16 protein-coding genes are annotated in these 14,284 nt (G+C 67.5%); 7 read left to right on the top strand and 9 right to left on the bottom strand.

Translation table 11 applies throughout. The features are described 5' to 3' along the window. The first annotated feature begins 48 nt into the window (after window positions 1–48). Window positions 49–489 carry a hypothetical protein gene (locus tag D573_RS0100680; RefSeq protein ID WP_018145243.1) on the top strand — a complete coding sequence of 147 codons (441 nt, stop codon included), beginning with the start codon at window positions 49–51 and terminating at the stop codon, window positions 487–489. A gap of 28 nt (window positions 490–517) precedes the next feature. Here D573_RS0100680 and rnd read toward each other — a convergent pair whose 3' ends face one another. The 5 genes from rnd to D573_RS0100655 all read right to left on the bottom strand — a co-directional run bounded on the left by rnd (window position 518) and on the right by D573_RS0100655 (window position 4,639). Further along, window positions 518–1,666: a ribonuclease D gene (rnd, locus tag D573_RS0100675; protein ID WP_018937295.1), complete on the bottom strand. Its 1,149-nt coding sequence runs from the start codon at window positions 1,664–1,666 to the stop codon at window positions 518–520. Continuing rightward, window positions 1,659–1,961: a DUF1244 domain-containing protein gene (locus D573_RS0100670; RefSeq protein WP_018937294.1), complete on the bottom strand. Its 303-nt coding sequence runs from the start codon at window positions 1,959–1,961 to the stop codon at window positions 1,659–1,661. Before D573_RS0100670 ends, rnd begins: the two co-directional genes overlap by 8 nt. Before the next feature lie 81 nt (window positions 1,962–2,042). Next, window positions 2,043–2,534, bottom strand: coding sequence for a rod shape-determining protein MreD (gene mreD, locus D573_RS0100665; RefSeq protein ID WP_018169025.1), 492 nt, complete (start codon window positions 2,532–2,534; stop codon window positions 2,043–2,045). Next, entirely contained in the window at window positions 2,531–3,481 is a 951-nt protein-coding gene (gene mreC / locus D573_RS0100660; RefSeq protein WP_018937293.1) for a rod shape-determining protein MreC, read from the bottom strand. The genes mreD and mreC overlap by 4 nt, the downstream gene beginning before the upstream one ends. A gap of 111 nt (window positions 3,482–3,592) precedes the next feature. After that, entirely contained in the window at window positions 3,593–4,639 is a 1,047-nt protein-coding gene (locus D573_RS0100655) for a rod shape-determining protein (protein WP_018142132.1), read from the bottom strand. A 141-nt stretch (window positions 4,640–4,780) separates the two neighbouring features. On the opposite strand from D573_RS0100655, the gene gatC reads away from it, so the two are divergent. From gatC to D573_RS0100630, 5 genes are all read left to right on the top strand, one after another. Further along, window positions 4,781–5,068 carry an Asp-tRNA(Asn)/Glu-tRNA(Gln) amidotransferase subunit GatC gene (gene gatC / locus D573_RS0100650; RefSeq protein WP_018169027.1) on the top strand — a complete coding sequence of 96 codons (288 nt, stop codon included), beginning with the start codon at window positions 4,781–4,783 and terminating at the stop codon, window positions 5,066–5,068. A 62-nt stretch (window positions 5,069–5,130) separates the two neighbouring features. Beyond that, window positions 5,131–6,585 (top strand): Asp-tRNA(Asn)/Glu-tRNA(Gln) amidotransferase subunit GatA, encoded by a 1,455-nt coding sequence (gene gatA / locus D573_RS0100645; protein ID WP_018169028.1) that lies wholly within the window; start codon window positions 5,131–5,133, stop codon window positions 6,583–6,585. An 11-nt stretch (window positions 6,586–6,596) separates the two neighbouring features. Next, a complete protein-coding gene (gene gatB, locus D573_RS0100640; RefSeq protein ID WP_018937292.1) occupies window positions 6,597–8,030 on the top strand; it encodes an Asp-tRNA(Asn)/Glu-tRNA(Gln) amidotransferase subunit GatB in 1,434 nt (477 codons plus the stop codon). Window positions 8,031–8,060: 30 nt separating this feature from the next. Further along, entirely contained in the window at window positions 8,061–8,957 is an 897-nt protein-coding gene (hslO, locus tag D573_RS0100635) for an Hsp33 family molecular chaperone HslO (protein WP_018145251.1), read from the top strand. A gap of 165 nt (window positions 8,958–9,122) precedes the next feature. Then, the gene (locus D573_RS0100630; RefSeq protein WP_018937291.1) at window positions 9,123–9,539 is read left to right on the top strand and encodes a hypothetical protein; all 417 of its coding nucleotides are present in this window, start codon (window positions 9,123–9,125) and stop codon (window positions 9,537–9,539) included. 20 nt (window positions 9,540–9,559) lie between these two features. Here the strand turns inward: D573_RS0100630 and D573_RS0100625 are convergent, their stop codons facing one another. Further along, window positions 9,560–10,315 (bottom strand): molybdopterin-synthase adenylyltransferase MoeB, encoded by a 756-nt coding sequence (locus D573_RS0100625; protein WP_018937290.1) that lies wholly within the window; start codon window positions 10,313–10,315, stop codon window positions 9,560–9,562. Between the two features lie 169 nt (window positions 10,316–10,484). Here D573_RS0100625 and D573_RS0100620 point away from each other — a divergent pair, with 169 nt between their 5' ends. Next, window positions 10,485–10,835, top strand: coding sequence for a hypothetical protein (locus tag D573_RS0100620; protein ID WP_018175609.1), 351 nt, complete (start codon window positions 10,485–10,487; stop codon window positions 10,833–10,835). 87 nt (window positions 10,836–10,922) lie between these two features. On the opposite strand, the gene prmC is transcribed toward D573_RS0100620, so the two are convergent. Genes prmC through hemA form a run of 3 tightly spaced genes read right to left on the bottom strand, consistent with a single transcriptional unit; the run spans window position 10,923 to window position 14,157 of the window. Next, on the bottom strand, window positions 10,923–11,777 hold the full coding sequence (gene prmC, locus D573_RS0100615) for a peptide chain release factor N(5)-glutamine methyltransferase (RefSeq protein ID WP_018937289.1): 855 nt from the start codon (window positions 11,775–11,777) through the stop codon (window positions 10,923–10,925). Beyond that, window positions 11,777–12,862 (bottom strand): peptide chain release factor 1, encoded by a 1,086-nt coding sequence (gene prfA / locus D573_RS0100610; RefSeq protein WP_018937288.1) that lies wholly within the window; start codon window positions 12,860–12,862, stop codon window positions 11,777–11,779. The genes prmC and prfA overlap by 1 nt, the downstream gene beginning before the upstream one ends. Beyond that, window positions 12,859–14,157, bottom strand: coding sequence for a glutamyl-tRNA reductase (gene hemA, locus D573_RS0100605; RefSeq protein ID WP_018145259.1), 1,299 nt, complete (start codon window positions 14,155–14,157; stop codon window positions 12,859–12,861). Before hemA ends, prfA begins: the two co-directional genes overlap by 4 nt. Window positions 14,158–14,284 lie beyond the last annotated feature (127 nt).

Raw genomic sequence — 14,284 nt, 5'->3', positions numbered from 1 at the left:
TGGTCTTAACCTGTAATCGCATCCGTTTTAAGAACCCGGGAGTTCTGTATGAGCATGGATAACAAGAAGGCCTCCGATCTGTCGGCCGAAGAACTGTACGCCCTCGCGCGCCAGCGGGAAAAGGAAGAAGCCGAGGGCAAGGAAGCCGAACGCCGCGAGAAGCGCGAGAAGCTGATGGAAAAGCGCAAGGAAATGGTGGCACGGCATCGCAAGGAACTCGGCGAGCTCGAGCGCCAGATCCGTGAACTGGGCGGGCGCGTGGGCCGTACCGCGGGCGGCGGACGTCGCGGGCGCCGGGCCGGTGGCGAGTCCATCAGCCAGAAGCTTTGCGATATCGTCGCCACCCAGCCGGAGATGGGGATCAAGGAGATCAAGGCACAGGCCGAGAAGGCCGGTCTGGATACCAAGAACATCAGCCAGACCCTGGCCTACCTGAAGCGCCAGGGTCGCCTGACCTCGCCGCGCCGCGGGATCTACAAGGCCGCCTGACCCAGCCGCAGATCCGCCCGGGCGACGATCACGGGCGGATCTGCAGCCCTTCCTCCGTACGTGTCAGCTCACCATCGCCCGCAAACCAGCGGGCGATGGTCTTTCCCGCGATCTCGTGGCGCCAGCCGCTGCCCAGACGGCCGCTTGTGCCGTCGCCCTTCAGGAGTTCGATGACATCCTTGCGCTGCGCAATCGCGCCGGCGGTGATCTGGTTGCGTCGCGCGCACTCGCGCAGCAGGGCCATGCCGATGTCCGCCAGCACCTCTTCCGCCTCGGTTAGCTTCGCCTTGTCCGGTAGTTGTGGCCATTCCTCGCGGGGCAGGGCCTGGCCTTCGCGGATCGCCTCCAGCAGCTCTTCCTGACGCGGCGGCTTCATGCCGTCGGGGAACCCGCGCAATTGGTGCAGGGCGGCGGTGTCCTCCGGCGTGCGCCGGGCGATATCGATCAGGATGTCGTCGGCCAGGATCCAGCGCCGCGGGCGGTCGCTCGCCTGCGCCGCGCGTTCGCGCCAGGCGGCCACGGCCTTGAGTACGCCGCGCTCGCGCGGCTTGAGCCGCTTGGCCCCGGAGACCCGCTGCCAGGCCGCCTCGGGGTTTGGTTCGTACAGGCCCGGGTCGCTCAGGGCCTCCATCTCCGGGCGCAGCCAGTGCATGCGGTCATGGCTTTCCAGTTCGTGCAGCAGGCGCATGAACACGGTGGCCAGGAAGCGTACGTCATCGGCGGCGTAAAGGATCTGTTCCTTGCTTAGGGGGCGGCGTGCCCAGTCCGTGCGGGTCTGGCTCTTGTCGAGGTCGCGATCGAGGATCGCCTTGACCAGGTTGGCGTAGCCGATCTGCTCGCCGTGGCCGAGCATGCTGGCGGCGATCTGGGTGTCGAACACCGGGGCGGGCACCCGTCCGAGTTCGCGATACAGGACCTCGAGATCCTGCGAGGCCGAGTGGAAGACCTTGGTCACGCCGGCATCGAACAGCAGGGGTTCCAGCAGCTTGATGTCGAGTTGCAGCGGGTCGACGCAGGCGATCTGGTCCAGAGTTGCCAGCTGGATCAGGCACAGGCGCGGGTAGTAGGTCTTCTCGCGCATGAACTCCGTATCCAGCGCGATCCAGTCGGTCCCGGCGATGGTGTCGAGGAAGCCCTGAAGGGCCTCCGGGGTCTCGATCAGGCCGTGATCATGCATGGGGCGATTTCTGGCTGGCCTCGAAGGCGGCCTTCTGCTCCGGCGTCGCCTCCTTCTGGTGGCGCTCCTTCCACTCGCTGTAGGGCATGCCGTAGACGATCTCGCGCGCGCCCTCGTAGTCGATGGACTCGCCGCGCTCCTCGGCGGCCGCCACGTACCACTTGGACAGGCAGTTGCGGCAGAAGCCGGCCAGGTTCATCAGGTCAATGTTCTGCACGTCCTTGCGTTCGTCCAGGTGCTGCAGCAAGCGGCGCAACACGGCGGCTTCGATCTCGGTTTGCTTGTTCGGGTCCATGCAAGGCTCCTTGTTTTGGTTCGGACACAGTATGCGTGACAGTCCCGGTTTGCTTCGACCGGGATGGGGTCGGCGTTTTCCTCAGGTGAGGTGCAGCAGCCAGCGCCGACGCAGGTCGCGCAGCAGGGAGAAGATCAGGGGCCAGACCAGGGCGCTGGTGAGGACCGGCGCCCAGTACCAGAGGCTGCCCGGCGGAAATCCGGTGATGCCCTGTGGCCACAGGGCCAGAAGCTTGAACAGGGCCATCAGGATGGCGACCACCATCATCTGTTGCCAGACCGGATAGACCCGCAGGCGCGGGTGGATCTGCAGCACGATGTAGATGACCACTGCCAGGGCGATGGCGTTCTGCCCCAGCAGCTGGCCCTGCAGGGTGTCCAGCAACAGGCCGGCGACGAAGGCGGTCAGGATGCCGATGCGCGACGGGAAGGCCATGGCCCAGTAGATCAGGATGAGCGCCAGCCACTCCGGGCGCGCCGGGCGCAGGATATCCGGGACCGGCACGATGGCGAGGGCCAGAGCTGCCAGCAGGGTCAGCGCCACCGGCCAGGGGATGCCGATGGCACGGGTCACGGTGTCCCTTCGGCCGGTTCTGATTCGAGCGCGTTCGGAGGAGCCGCCTCCAGGTCGTTGTCCAGATTGAGCGGGGCGATCGCTGAAACGGCGCCGTCGGTCCACAGCAACAGGACCTCGCGGGAGCGGTCCAGGGCCGCCAGCGGTTCGGCCTCGATGCTCAGGAATGGTTGGCCCTGTGGCCGCTCGACCGAGGTGACCCGGGCCACTGGGTAGTCGGCCGGGAAACGGCCGCCCAGCCCGGAGGTCAGCAGCAGGTCGCCGGGCTCCACATCCTCCTGCAGCGGGACGTGGCGCATCTCCAGGCGTTGCGGGTTGCCGGTGCCGACCACCAGACCGCGCAGCCCGGTGCGCGCGCTCAGTACCGGCAGCGCGTGGCTGGGGTCGGAGATCAGCAGAGCGATCGAGCTGGTCAGACGGGTCGACAGAACCTGACCGATCACGCCGTCGGCATTGATGACCGGCTGGCCGGCATAGACATCGTCATTGCGCCCCTTGTTGAGCACGATCTGCTGGCGAAAGGGGTCGAGATCCACGGCCAGCAGCTTGGCGATCTCGACCCGCTCTTCGGCCTGCTCGGCGGTATTCAGCAGGGCGCGCAGGCGGTCGTTCTCCAGCTGCAGGGCCTCGAAGCGCAGCTGACGCGCGCGCAGCTCGGCATTCTCGCTGCGCAGGATGCGGTTCTCGGTGATCAGGTCTTCGCGGCTGGTGAACGACTCGAACACCCGGCTGACCGCGCGGACCGGTGCATCCACCGCGACCTGCAGCGGGTAGGTGACGGTGGCCAGGGCGCCGCGGACAAACTGCAGTTCGTTGACGCGGTGATCCAGCGCCATCAGCGCCAGGCCCAGCAGGATCACCGCGAGCAGGCGCAGAGTGGGCGAGACACCCAGTCTGAACAGCGGCTTGCTGATGGCGTGACCTCCGGTTCCGGATCGCGTCGACAAGGCAAAGCCGCTGCGGAACCCCGTCCCGTGCGGCTTTGCCGACCTCTTGCGGCCCGGAGTGTAACCCGAACCAGACCCGCGCCGTGGCGACGCGGGCGGGGTGGTCCGGCCTTATTCCATTGCGAGGAAGTCGACCCGTTTCTCGTCGAGCATCTCCAGCACCCGGCCGCCGCCGCGGGCGACGCAGGTCAGCGGGTCGTCGGCGATGACCACCGGGATGCCGGTCTCTTCCATGATCAGCCGGTCCAGCTGCTGCAGCAGGGCGGAGCCGCCGGTCAGCACAATGCCGCGCTCGGCGACGTCCGCGCCGAGTTCCGGCGGGGTCTGCTCCAGGGCGGTGCGTACGGCAGAGACGATGCCGTACAGCGGATCCTGTAAGGCTTCCAGGATCTCGTTCGAGTTCAGGGTGAACGAGCGCGGCACGCCCTCGGCCAGGTTGCGGCCCTTGACCTCGATCTCGAGCAGTTCCTTGCCCGGATAGGCCGAGCCGACGGTGTGCTTGATGCGTTCGGCGGTGGCCTCGCCGATCAGTACGCCGTAGTTGCGGCGTACATAGGCCATGATGGCCTCGTCGAAGGTGTCGCCGCCGATGCGCACGGATTCGGAATAGACAATACCGTTCATCGACAGCACCGCGACTTCGGAGGTCCCGCCGCCGATGTCCAGCACCATGGAGCCGACCGCCTCGTCCAGCGGGATGCCGGCGCCGATGGCTGCGGCCACGGGCTCCTGCAGCAGATAGACCTTGCGCGCCCCGGCGCCGAAGGCGGATTCGCGGATCGCGCGGCGTTCCACCTGGGTGGCGCCGCAGGGCACGCAGACCAGCACGCGCGGGCTGGGGCGGAAGATCCGCCGCTCGTGCACCTTCTTGATGAAGTACTGCAGCATCTTCTCGGTCGTGGTGAAGTCGGCGATGACGCCATCCTTCATCGGGCGCACCGTCACCACGTGCTCCGGCGTGCGGCCGAGCATCTTCTTGGCCTCGATCCCCACGGCCTCGATGGAGCGCGGGCCGCCCGGGCCGCGGTCCTGACGAATCGCGACCACGGAGGGTTCGTTCAGGACAATGCCCTGGCCGCGCATATAGATGAGGGTGTTGGCCGTGCCGAGATCGATGGAGATGTCGTTGGAGAACAACCCCAGAAGGCGTTTGAACATGAAGAAGAAACCTGCTTGAGTGGGCGGGCGGGAAAGCCGTCGACTCTAGCAAGCGCCCGGGGTTTGGGCAACAACGGCTTTGTGGTAAGTTTGCGCTCCGTTTCGCCCAATGAATCCGAACGCTACAGGACCCACCCTGCCATGTCCGTCGATACCTCCGAAGTCCGGCGCATCGCCCATCTCTCCCGTCTGGCCATGAACGATGACCAGGCCCGGGATTTCGCGGGTGGGCTGAGCGACATCTTTGACTTTGTCGAACAACTGGATGGTGCGGCCATCGAGGGTGTCGAGCCGATGGCCCACCCGCTGGACGCCGAGCAGCGCCTGCGCCCGGATGCGGTGACCGAGCCGGATCGGCGCGAGGTCTTCCAGGCCATCGCCCCGGCTGTCGAGGGTGGTCTGTACCTGGTCCCGCGCGTCATCGAATGATCCGCGCGGTCGCCGTTCTGTTGAACCCGTCACGCTTCTAGCCAGCAAGAGTCCCCGAAACCATGGCCCAGGAAACCCTGTCCGGCTGGGTGCGCAAGCTCCAGGCCCGCGAGATCAGCTCGCGCGAATTGACCCAGCTGTATCTGGACCGGATCGAGCGTCTCGATCCGCAGTTGAACAGCTTCATCACCGTGACCGCCGAGCAGGCGCTGGCGCAGGCCGATGCCGCCGATGCGCGCCTGGCGAAGGGTGAAAAGACCCCGCTGCTGGGCGTGCCGGTCGCGCAGAAGGACATCTTCTGCACCGAGGGCGTGCGCACCTCCTGCGGCTCGCGCATGCTGGATCCGTTCGTCTCGCCCTACAACGCCACGGTCGTCGAGCGCATGAATGCCGCCGGCGCGGTGATGCTGGGCAAGACCAACATGGACGAATTCGCGATGGGCTCGTCCAACGAGACGAGTTTCTATGGTCCCGTTCGCAACCCCTGGGATACCGAACGCGTCCCGGGTGGTTCCTCCGGTGGCTCTGCCGCCGCGGTGGGGGCGCGCCTGGTGCCGGGCGCCACGGGTACCGACACCGGTGGTTCGATCCGCCAACCAGCCGCATTTTGTGGCATCACCGGGCTCAAGCCGACCTACGGGCGCGTCTCGCGCTACGGCATGATCGCCTTCGCCTCCAGTCTCGACCAGGGTGGCCCGATGGCCGCGACTGCCGAGGACTGCGGGCGGATGCTGAATGCCATGGCCGGCTTCGACGAACGCGACTCCACCAGCGTCGAGCGCCCGGAAGAGGATTTCACCGCCGGACTGGAGCAGGACCTGAAGGGCCTGCGCATCGGCCTGCCGACGGAATTCTTCGGCGAGGCCGGACTGGACGAGCGAGTGCGCGGCGTGATCGACGCCGCCATCGAGGTGCTCAAGGGCCGCGGCGCCGAGGTGCGCGAGGTCAGCCTGCCGAACAGCCACCTGTCGGTGCCGGCCTACTACGTGGTCGCCCCGGCCGAGTGCTCCTCCAACCTCGCGCGTTTCGACGGCGTGCGCTACGGCTACCGCTGCGAGAATCCCGAGGACCTGATGGACCTCTACACCCGCTCGCGCGGGGAGGGCTTTGGCGACGAGGTGAAGCGCCGCATCATGGTCGGCACCTACGTGCTGTCCGCCGGCTACTACGACGCCTACTACCTGAAGGCGCAGAAGGTCCGGCGCATCATCGCCGACGACTTCCGCCGCGCCTTCGAGGACGTCGACGTGCTGCTCGCGCCGACCACCCCGGAGCTGCCGTTCGCGCTGGGTGCCAAGGCCGACCCGGTCAGCATGTACCTGTCGGATATCTACACCATCGCCGCGAACCTCGCGGGGCTGCCGGCGATGTCGCTGCCGGCCGGCGAGATCGACGGCCTGCCGGTCGGGCTGCAATTGATCGGCAACTACTTTGACGAGGCGCGCCTGCTGGGCGTTGCTCACCAGTATCAGCAAGAGACCGACTGGCACGCCCGCGTGCCGGCGGCCTTCGCCTGAGGGCCCTGAACATGGAATGGGAAACCGTCATCGGGCTGGAGATTCACGCCCAGCTCAATACCGTCTCCAAGATCTTCTCCGGGGCGCCCACCGCCTACGGCGCCGAGCCCAACCGCCAGGCCTGCCCGGTGGACCTGGGCATGCCCGGCGTACTGCCGGTGCTGAACCAGGGTGCGGTGGAGCGGGCCGTGATGCTGGGCCTGGCGATCAATGCTGAGATTACCCCGCGCTCGGTGTTCGCGCGCAAGAACTACTTCTATCCGGACCTCCCCAAGGGTTACCAGATTTCGCAGTTCGAACTGCCAATCGTGGGCCTGGGGCATCTGGATATCGAACTGGAAGACGGCACCATCAAGCGCGTCGGCGTGACCCGCGCGCACCTCGAGGAGGACGCCGGGAAGAGCCTGCACGAGGGCTTCGAGGCGATGACCGGCATCGACCTCAATCGCGCCGGCACCCCGCTGATCGAGATCGTCTCCGAACCGGAGCTGCGCTCCGCGAAGGAGGCCGTCGCCTACATGAAGAAGATGCACTCGCTGGTGCGCTATCTGGATATCTGCGACGGCAACATGCAGGAAGGCAGCTTCCGCTGTGACGCCAACGTCTCGGTGCGGCCCAAGGGCCAGACCGAGTTCGGCACCCGCGCGGAGCTGAAGAACCTGAACTCCTTCCGCTTCGTCGAGCGCGCCATCAACTTCGAGGTCGAGCGTCAGATCGACCTGATCGAAGGCGGCGGTTCGGTGGTGCAGGAGACTCGCCTGTACGACCCGGATCGCGATGAGACGCGCTCCATGCGCAGCAAGGAAGAGGCGAACGACTACCGCTACTTCCCTGATCCGGACCTGCTGCCGCTGGTCGTGGACACTGCGTTCATCGACTCCGTGCGCGAGAAACTGCCCGAGCTGCCGGACGCCAAGCGGGCACGCTTCGTCGAACAGTACGGCCTGTCCGACTACGACGCCGGCGTACTGACCGCCGCGCGCGACATGGGCGATTTCTACGAGGTCGTGGCTGCCGGTTGCGGCGCGCCCAAGCTGGCCGCCAACTGGGTGATGGGCGACTTCTCCGCCGCGATGAACCGCTCCGAGGTCGAGCTGGCGGATGCCCCGGTCAATGCCGAGGGTCTGGCCGGCCTGCTCGCGCGCATTCAGGACGAGACCATCTCCGGCAAGATCGCCAAGGAAGTCTTCGAGGCGATGTGGAACGGCGAAGGCGACGCCGATGCCGTGATCGAGGCCAAGGGGCTCAAGCAGATCACCGATACCAGCGCGATCGATACCATCATCGACGAGGTCATGGCCAACAACCCGCAGCAGCTCGAGCAGTATCGCGGCGGCAAGGACAAGCTGTTCGGCTTCTTTGTCGGCCAGGTGATGAAGGCGACCCAGGGCAAGGCCAACCCGGCCCAGGTCAACGAGCGCCTCAAGGCCAAGCTGGACGGTTGATGCCGTTGCGTATTTCGGAGTCCTGCCACCATGCGTGAGACCGATACCCTCCACCGCTTCATGCTGGAGGAGGCCGGGGTACGCGGCGAGTGGGTGCACCTGGACGCCTCCTGGCAGGCCCTGCTGGAGTTGCACGAGTACCCGCCCGTGGTGCGCGACTTGCTGGGCCAGGCCTATGCGGCCGTTGCCCTGACCGCCGCCACCCTCAAGTTCGACGGCTCGCTGATCCTGCAGATCACCGGCCCCGGGCCGGTGCACATGATCGTCGCCCAGGCCGATGGCCAGGGGCGGCTGCGTGGCCTGGCGCGCTTTCGCGAGACCCCGCCGGAGGGCGCGACCCTGGCCGAATGCGCCGGCGAGGACGCACGGCTGATGCTGACGCTGGACCCGGGCGACGGCAGCGAGCGCTATCAGGGCGTCGTGGAGCTGGAGGGCGACTCGCTGGCGGAGGCGATGAACGTCTACTTCGAGCGCTCGGAACAGCTGCCGACCCGGTTGTGGCTGGCGAGCGGGGCGCAGTCCGCCGCCGGTCTGCTGTTGCAGGCGCTGCCGGCCGAGGGTGGCAATGCGGTGACGCGCGATTCGGAGGAGTGGAACCGCGCCACGATCCTGGCCGAGACCACCACCGCCGACGAGTTGCTGAAGCTGGACGCTGGTGCCCTGCTGGGCCGGCTGTTCGCCGAAGAGCGGGTGCGCCTGTTCGACGGCACGCCGGTGACTTTCCACTGCCCCTGCTCGCGCGAGCGCATCGCCGAAACCCTGCGCAGTCTGGGGCGTGACGAGATTCGCAGCATCATCGAGGAGCAGGGCGCGGTGGAGGTGACCTGCGAGTTCTGCAACGCGCATTACCACTTCGATCCGGTCGACGCCGAGGCCCTTTGTGCGCCCGAGGTTGCCCAGCCGCCGATCCCGGACACCCGCCAGTAGACAGGGCTTTCCGGGGTGCCCCCGATCCCGAAGCCTTTCCCGGACTCCCCTCGTTAGCCTGTCGTGACGTTCGGCAACTCTGCCGCAGGGACCCGTGGTCCCCATCGTCCCCCGGCCTTGCTATAGAACAGACTGACCTTGCAGCAGTCTGCAGACGAGGGCGCGATGTATTCCCGGCACACCGAAATCCCGACCCTGGATGTCCGCCCCGGCTGGCTGGTGGAGGCGCGCTATTTCAACCAGGTGCGTCGCGCCCTGGCTCGGCTGGGACCGGAGATCCGCCTGTCGCCGTCGGGGCTCAAACAACTGGACCTGATCCTCCAGCGCGATGCCTGGATCGTCGTGGACCGGGTGCTGAACGATATGCCGGTGGTTGCCTGGACGGCCTTCCATTCCCGTGGTCGGCGCAGCCTGCATCGCCCGGTCGCCTGCGAGCTGTTGCTGTTCCATGCCATGGCCAGCATGGTGATGAACCGCACGCTGTCTGCGATGGAGGCGGAGCTGAGCGCGGCGATTGCCGAAGCTGCCCCACCGCCCTCACGCGGCAAGGTTCTGCCCTTTCATCCCCGCTCCTGTGCCTGATCCGCGCGTATCCGTTCGCTTCAGGCCGGGGTGTGGCGGTGGCTGCACGCGGGGCAGGCGGGGTCGCGGCGCAGCCGGATCTCGCGGAACTGCATGGCGAGCCCGTCGAGGATCAGCAGCCGGCCGCTCAGGATCGGCAGCCCCATGAGCAGCTTCAGGGCCTCGGTCGCCTGCAGGCTGCCGACCACACCGGGCAGGCTGGCCAGCACGCCGTTGGCGGCGCAGGTGTCCTCGTCGCCGCCCCCCTCGCCGTACAGGCAGTGGTAGCAGGCCGCCTCCGGATCGCGGTAGTCGAAGGTGGTCAGTTGTCCCTCGAAGCGGATTACCGCCCCGGAGACCAGCGGCGTGCCGGCCGCCAGTGCGGCGCGGCTGATGGCCCCGCGCGCGGCGAAGTTGTCCGTCCCGTCCAGTACGACGTTGGCGCTGGCGAACAGCCGGGTCATCGCCGCGTCATCCAGGCGCTCGGCGCGCGTCTCTACCTGACAGCGGGGGTTCATGGCCGCCACGCGATCGGCGGCCGAGGCCACCTTGTCGCGGCCGATGTCCGCATCGGTATGCAGGATCTGGCGCTGCAGGTTGGTCACCTCCACATGATCCGGGTCGACGAGCGTCAGCCGGCCCACCCCGGCTGCGGCCAGGTAGGCCGCCACCGGTGAGCCCAGCCCGCCGAGCCCCATGATCACTGCATGCGCCTGCTGCAGGGATTCCTGCCCTTCGATGCCCACGCCGGGGAGCATGATCTGGCGGCTGTAGCGCAGGAGTTGGTCGTCATCCATGGGGCAATCTCCGGGGTAAGGCCGAAATTGTAACCGGCGTCACGCTCGTGGACGGGCTCAGTTAGGAACCGTTCAGGAACGCTGCATACGCTTGATCCTGGCAATCCTGCCACAACCCCGGGCCGTCGATTCTCTCTCAAGGCGGCCGGGATGGAAGGAGGGATCCATCATGAAACGACTCGCCATTCTGGCGCCGGCCGCGCTGCTGGCATTCGCCCTGTCCGCCCCGACGCATGCGGCCCATCCGGTCGCGGCGGCGGGTGCCTCGACCTTCGATGCGGGTGCCCTGCAGCACGTGCGTCACGGCCATTCGAGCGGGCACAAGGACTACCGTGGCCATCCCGGCGCGCGGGGGCACAAGCAGGCGAAGCGTGCGAAGAGTCGTGGGCGTGGCCATCAAAAGCAGTCACGTGGTCACGAGCATCATCACTATCACTACTACGACCATCGTTCGAGCCGCTACCGCCACCGGTCTTCCCCCGCCGGTTCGGTCAACCTGCACCTGCGTCTGCCGTTCTGACCCGAGAGCGACTGTCACACGCTGGGCCCCGGCCATCTGGCCGGGGCCTTTTTTGTGGTCGGGGCATGCTCGTCACGTTGACGTCGTTCAGTGTCTCCCCAGGCTGGTCCGTTCGTGGCCGGCGGGATCCTTCTGGGTGTGGACGTCCCGATAGCCTGCCTGCTGCAGCCGTTGTCGAACGCGTTCGCCCTGGTCGAAGCCGTGTTCCAGGAGCAGCCAGCCGCCGGGCTTCAGGTGGGGGCGGGCGTTGTCGATCACCCGGTGCAGGTCGGCGAGGCCGTGTTCCGCCGCAGCCAGGGCGGTGCGTGGCTCGAAGCGCAGGTCGCCGCGCGTCAGGTGCGGGTCGTCCGGGTCGATGTAGGGCGGGTTGCAGGTGATGACGTCGAAGTGCAGCTGCGGGGTCAGTGCGTCGAGCCAGTCGCCCTGCCAGAGCTGAACCGGGAGCCCCAGCGCGTGCGCATTGGTCTGCGCCTGCTGCAGTGCACCCTCGCTGCGGTCGCTGGCAAAGGCCTGAATGTCCGGGCGTTCGCTTTTTAGCGCCAGGATGATGGTGCCGGGGCCGGTGCCCAGATCGAGTACGCGGGGTGCGTCGGTGTCCAACTCGTCGATCACGGCCAGCGCCTGTTCCACCAGCAGCTCGGTCTCGGGGCGTGGGATCAGGCAGGCGGGGGAGACGCCCAGCTCCAGCGTCCAGAAGGCGCGGCGCCCCAGGATGTGCGCCATGGGCTCGCCGGCGCAGCGGCGCTGGCAAAGCGCTTCGGCGTGGGCGGCCTGTGCGGTACTGGCGGGGTCGTTACCGCGCGCGATCAGCTGGGCGGTGTCGCGGCCGGTGGTGGCACTCAGGATCATGCGCGCCTCCAGCCCCGGGCTCTCGACGCCCGCCTGCTGAAGGCGGGTGCGCAGGCCCTGCAACAGGGTATCCAGCGTGGGTGGGGCCTCCATTACGCCTCCGCGAGGGTGGCGAGCTGCTCGGCCTGGTATTCGTGGATCAGCGGGTCGATGACCGGGTCGAGGTCACCGGCCATCACCTGTTCCAGCTTGTACAGGGTCAGGTTGATGCGATGGTCGGTCACCCGGCCCTGCGGGAAGTTGTAGGTGCGGATGCGCTCGGAGCGGTCGCCGCTGCCGACCAGACCCTTGCGTTCGGCGCTCTGCGCGGCCGCCTGGGCCTCGCGCTCGGTCTCGAAGATGCGCGCCGCCAGGTAGGTGAGCGCCTTGGCCCGGTTCTTGTGTTGCGAGCGTTCTTCCTGGCACTCGACCACGATGCCGGTGGGCAGGTGGGTCAGGCGCACGGCGGAGTCGGTCTTGTTGATGTGCTGTCCGCCGGCGCCGGAGGCGCGGAAGGTGTCCACACGCAGGTCGGCCGGGTTGATCTCCGGCATCTCGACCTCCTCCAGTTCCGGCAGGATGGCGACCGTTGCGGCGGAGGTATGGATGCGGCCCTGGGATTCGGTCTCGGGGACGCGCTGCACGCGATGAGCGCCGGATTCGAACTTGAGCCGGGAGTAGGCGCCTTGCCCTGCCAGGCGCGCGATGACCTCGCGGTAGCCGCCGTGCTCGCCCTCGCTGGCGCTGAGGATCTCCAGCTTCCAGCGCTGGTTTTCGGCGTAGCGGGTGTACATGCGTAGCAGGTCGCCGGCGAAGATCGCGGCCTCGTCACCGCCGGTCCCGGCGCGGATCTCCAGGAACACGTTGGCGTTGTCGTGCGGGTCGCTCGGGATCAGGTGGCGGTAAAGCTCCGCCTCCAGCGCCTCTGTCTGTTCGGTCAGGGATTCGATCTCGGCCTCGGCCATGGCGCGCAGATCGGCGTCGTCGTCCTCGAGCATCGCGCGCGCCTCTTCCAGCGCCGCGTGGTTGTCGTGCCAGGCCTTCCAGGCCTCGGCCACCGGTTCCAGCTGGCTGTATTCCTGTGACAGGCGGCGCAGCTGGTCCGGGTCCTCGGCGGCGTCGGGGGTGGCCAGCAGCTGCGCGATCTCGGCGTGGCGTTCGGTCAGGCCCTCGAGCTTGGTGCGGAACGAGGTCTTCACGAACGGGCGCCGGAGTCGGAATCGTCGCCGGGGTCGTCTTCCGGGGCGGGCAGCTGGAACAGCCGATGCGCGGCCTCCAGCAGGCGGGCATCGCCCTCGTGCGCGGCGGTGTTCAGCGACTTGCAGGGGGCATGCATCAGCTTGTTGGTCAGGTTGTGCGCCAGCAGCTGCATCGCCTCCTCGGGCGACTTGCCGGCGCGCAGCATGGCTTCGGCCTTGGCCAGCGCCTCGGCCTTCACGCTGTCGGCGCGCTGGCGCAGCTGGCGGATGCTGTCCACCGAGTCGCGGGCACGCAGCCAGCGCATGAACTCGCCGGCGCGCTGGGTGATGATCTCTTCGGCCTGTTCGGCAGCGGCCTGGCGCGAGGCCATGTTCTCGTCGATGACCTCCTGCAGGTCGTCCACGGTGTAGAGGTAGACGTCCTCGAGCTGGCCGACCTCGGGCTCAATGTCGCGCGGCACGGCGATGTCCACCATGAACATCGGTTTGTGCCGGCGCTTGCGCAGCGCGCGTTCCACCGCACCCTTGCCCAGGATCGGCAAGGGTGCGGCGGTGGAGGAGATGACGATGTCGGCATCGGCCATGCGATCGGGGAGCTGGTCGAGGCTGATGGCCTCGGCATCGAAGCGTCCGGCCACCGCGCGGGCGCGCTCCACCGTGCGGTTGGCGACGATGACGTTGCCGATGCCGCCCCCGGAGAGATGCTGCAGGGCCAGTTCGATGGTCTCGCCGGCGCCGATCACCAGGGCGGTCAGCGGCTTCAGGTCGCCGAAGATCTGGCGTGCCAGTGACACCGCAGCGAAGGCGACCGAGACCGCGCTCTGGCCGATGGCGGTCTGGGTGCGCACGTCCTTGGCGGTGGCGAAGGCGTGCTGGAACAGACGCTCCAGCGAGCGCCCGAGCGTACCGGCGTTGTGGGCGTGCTGGTAGGCGGTCTTCATCTGCCCCAGGATCTGCGGCTCGCCGAGGACCATGGAATCCAGCCCGCTGGCCACGCGCAGAGTGTGACGCACGGCCGAGCCATCGTGGTGCAGGTAGAGGTAGGGTTTCAGTTCGTCGCGGTCGATGCCGTGGTAGCCGCCGATCCAGTCGATGACGCGCTGCTCGCTTTGCTGATCGTCCTCGCGGAAGTACACCTCGGTGCGGTTGCAGGTGGACAGGATCGCGGTTTCCGGCAATAGCACGCCGGAACGCAGCGAGTGCAGGGCCTCGCCGAGTTCGTGCTCGTTGACGGAGAGCCGTTCGCGAATGGCGACCGGAGCCGTCTTGTGATTGATCCCGAGAGTGAACAGCATGCTGGCGCGTATTGTGCCGGAAAACGCGGGCGCGTGGCCGAATTTCCCGATAGTGTACTGTGCTGTACGGTTAGCAGGAGGTGGCGCGCGCCGGCCGGACGTCTCCGTATACCCGTTGTGTGGAACC

The organism is Thioalkalivibrio sp. AKL9, assembly GCF_000377825.1.
GTDB lineage: Bacteria > Pseudomonadota > Gammaproteobacteria > Ectothiorhodospirales > Ectothiorhodospiraceae > Thioalkalivibrio > Thioalkalivibrio versutus.
This window is presented reverse-complemented; position numbering and strand designations above follow the sequence as displayed.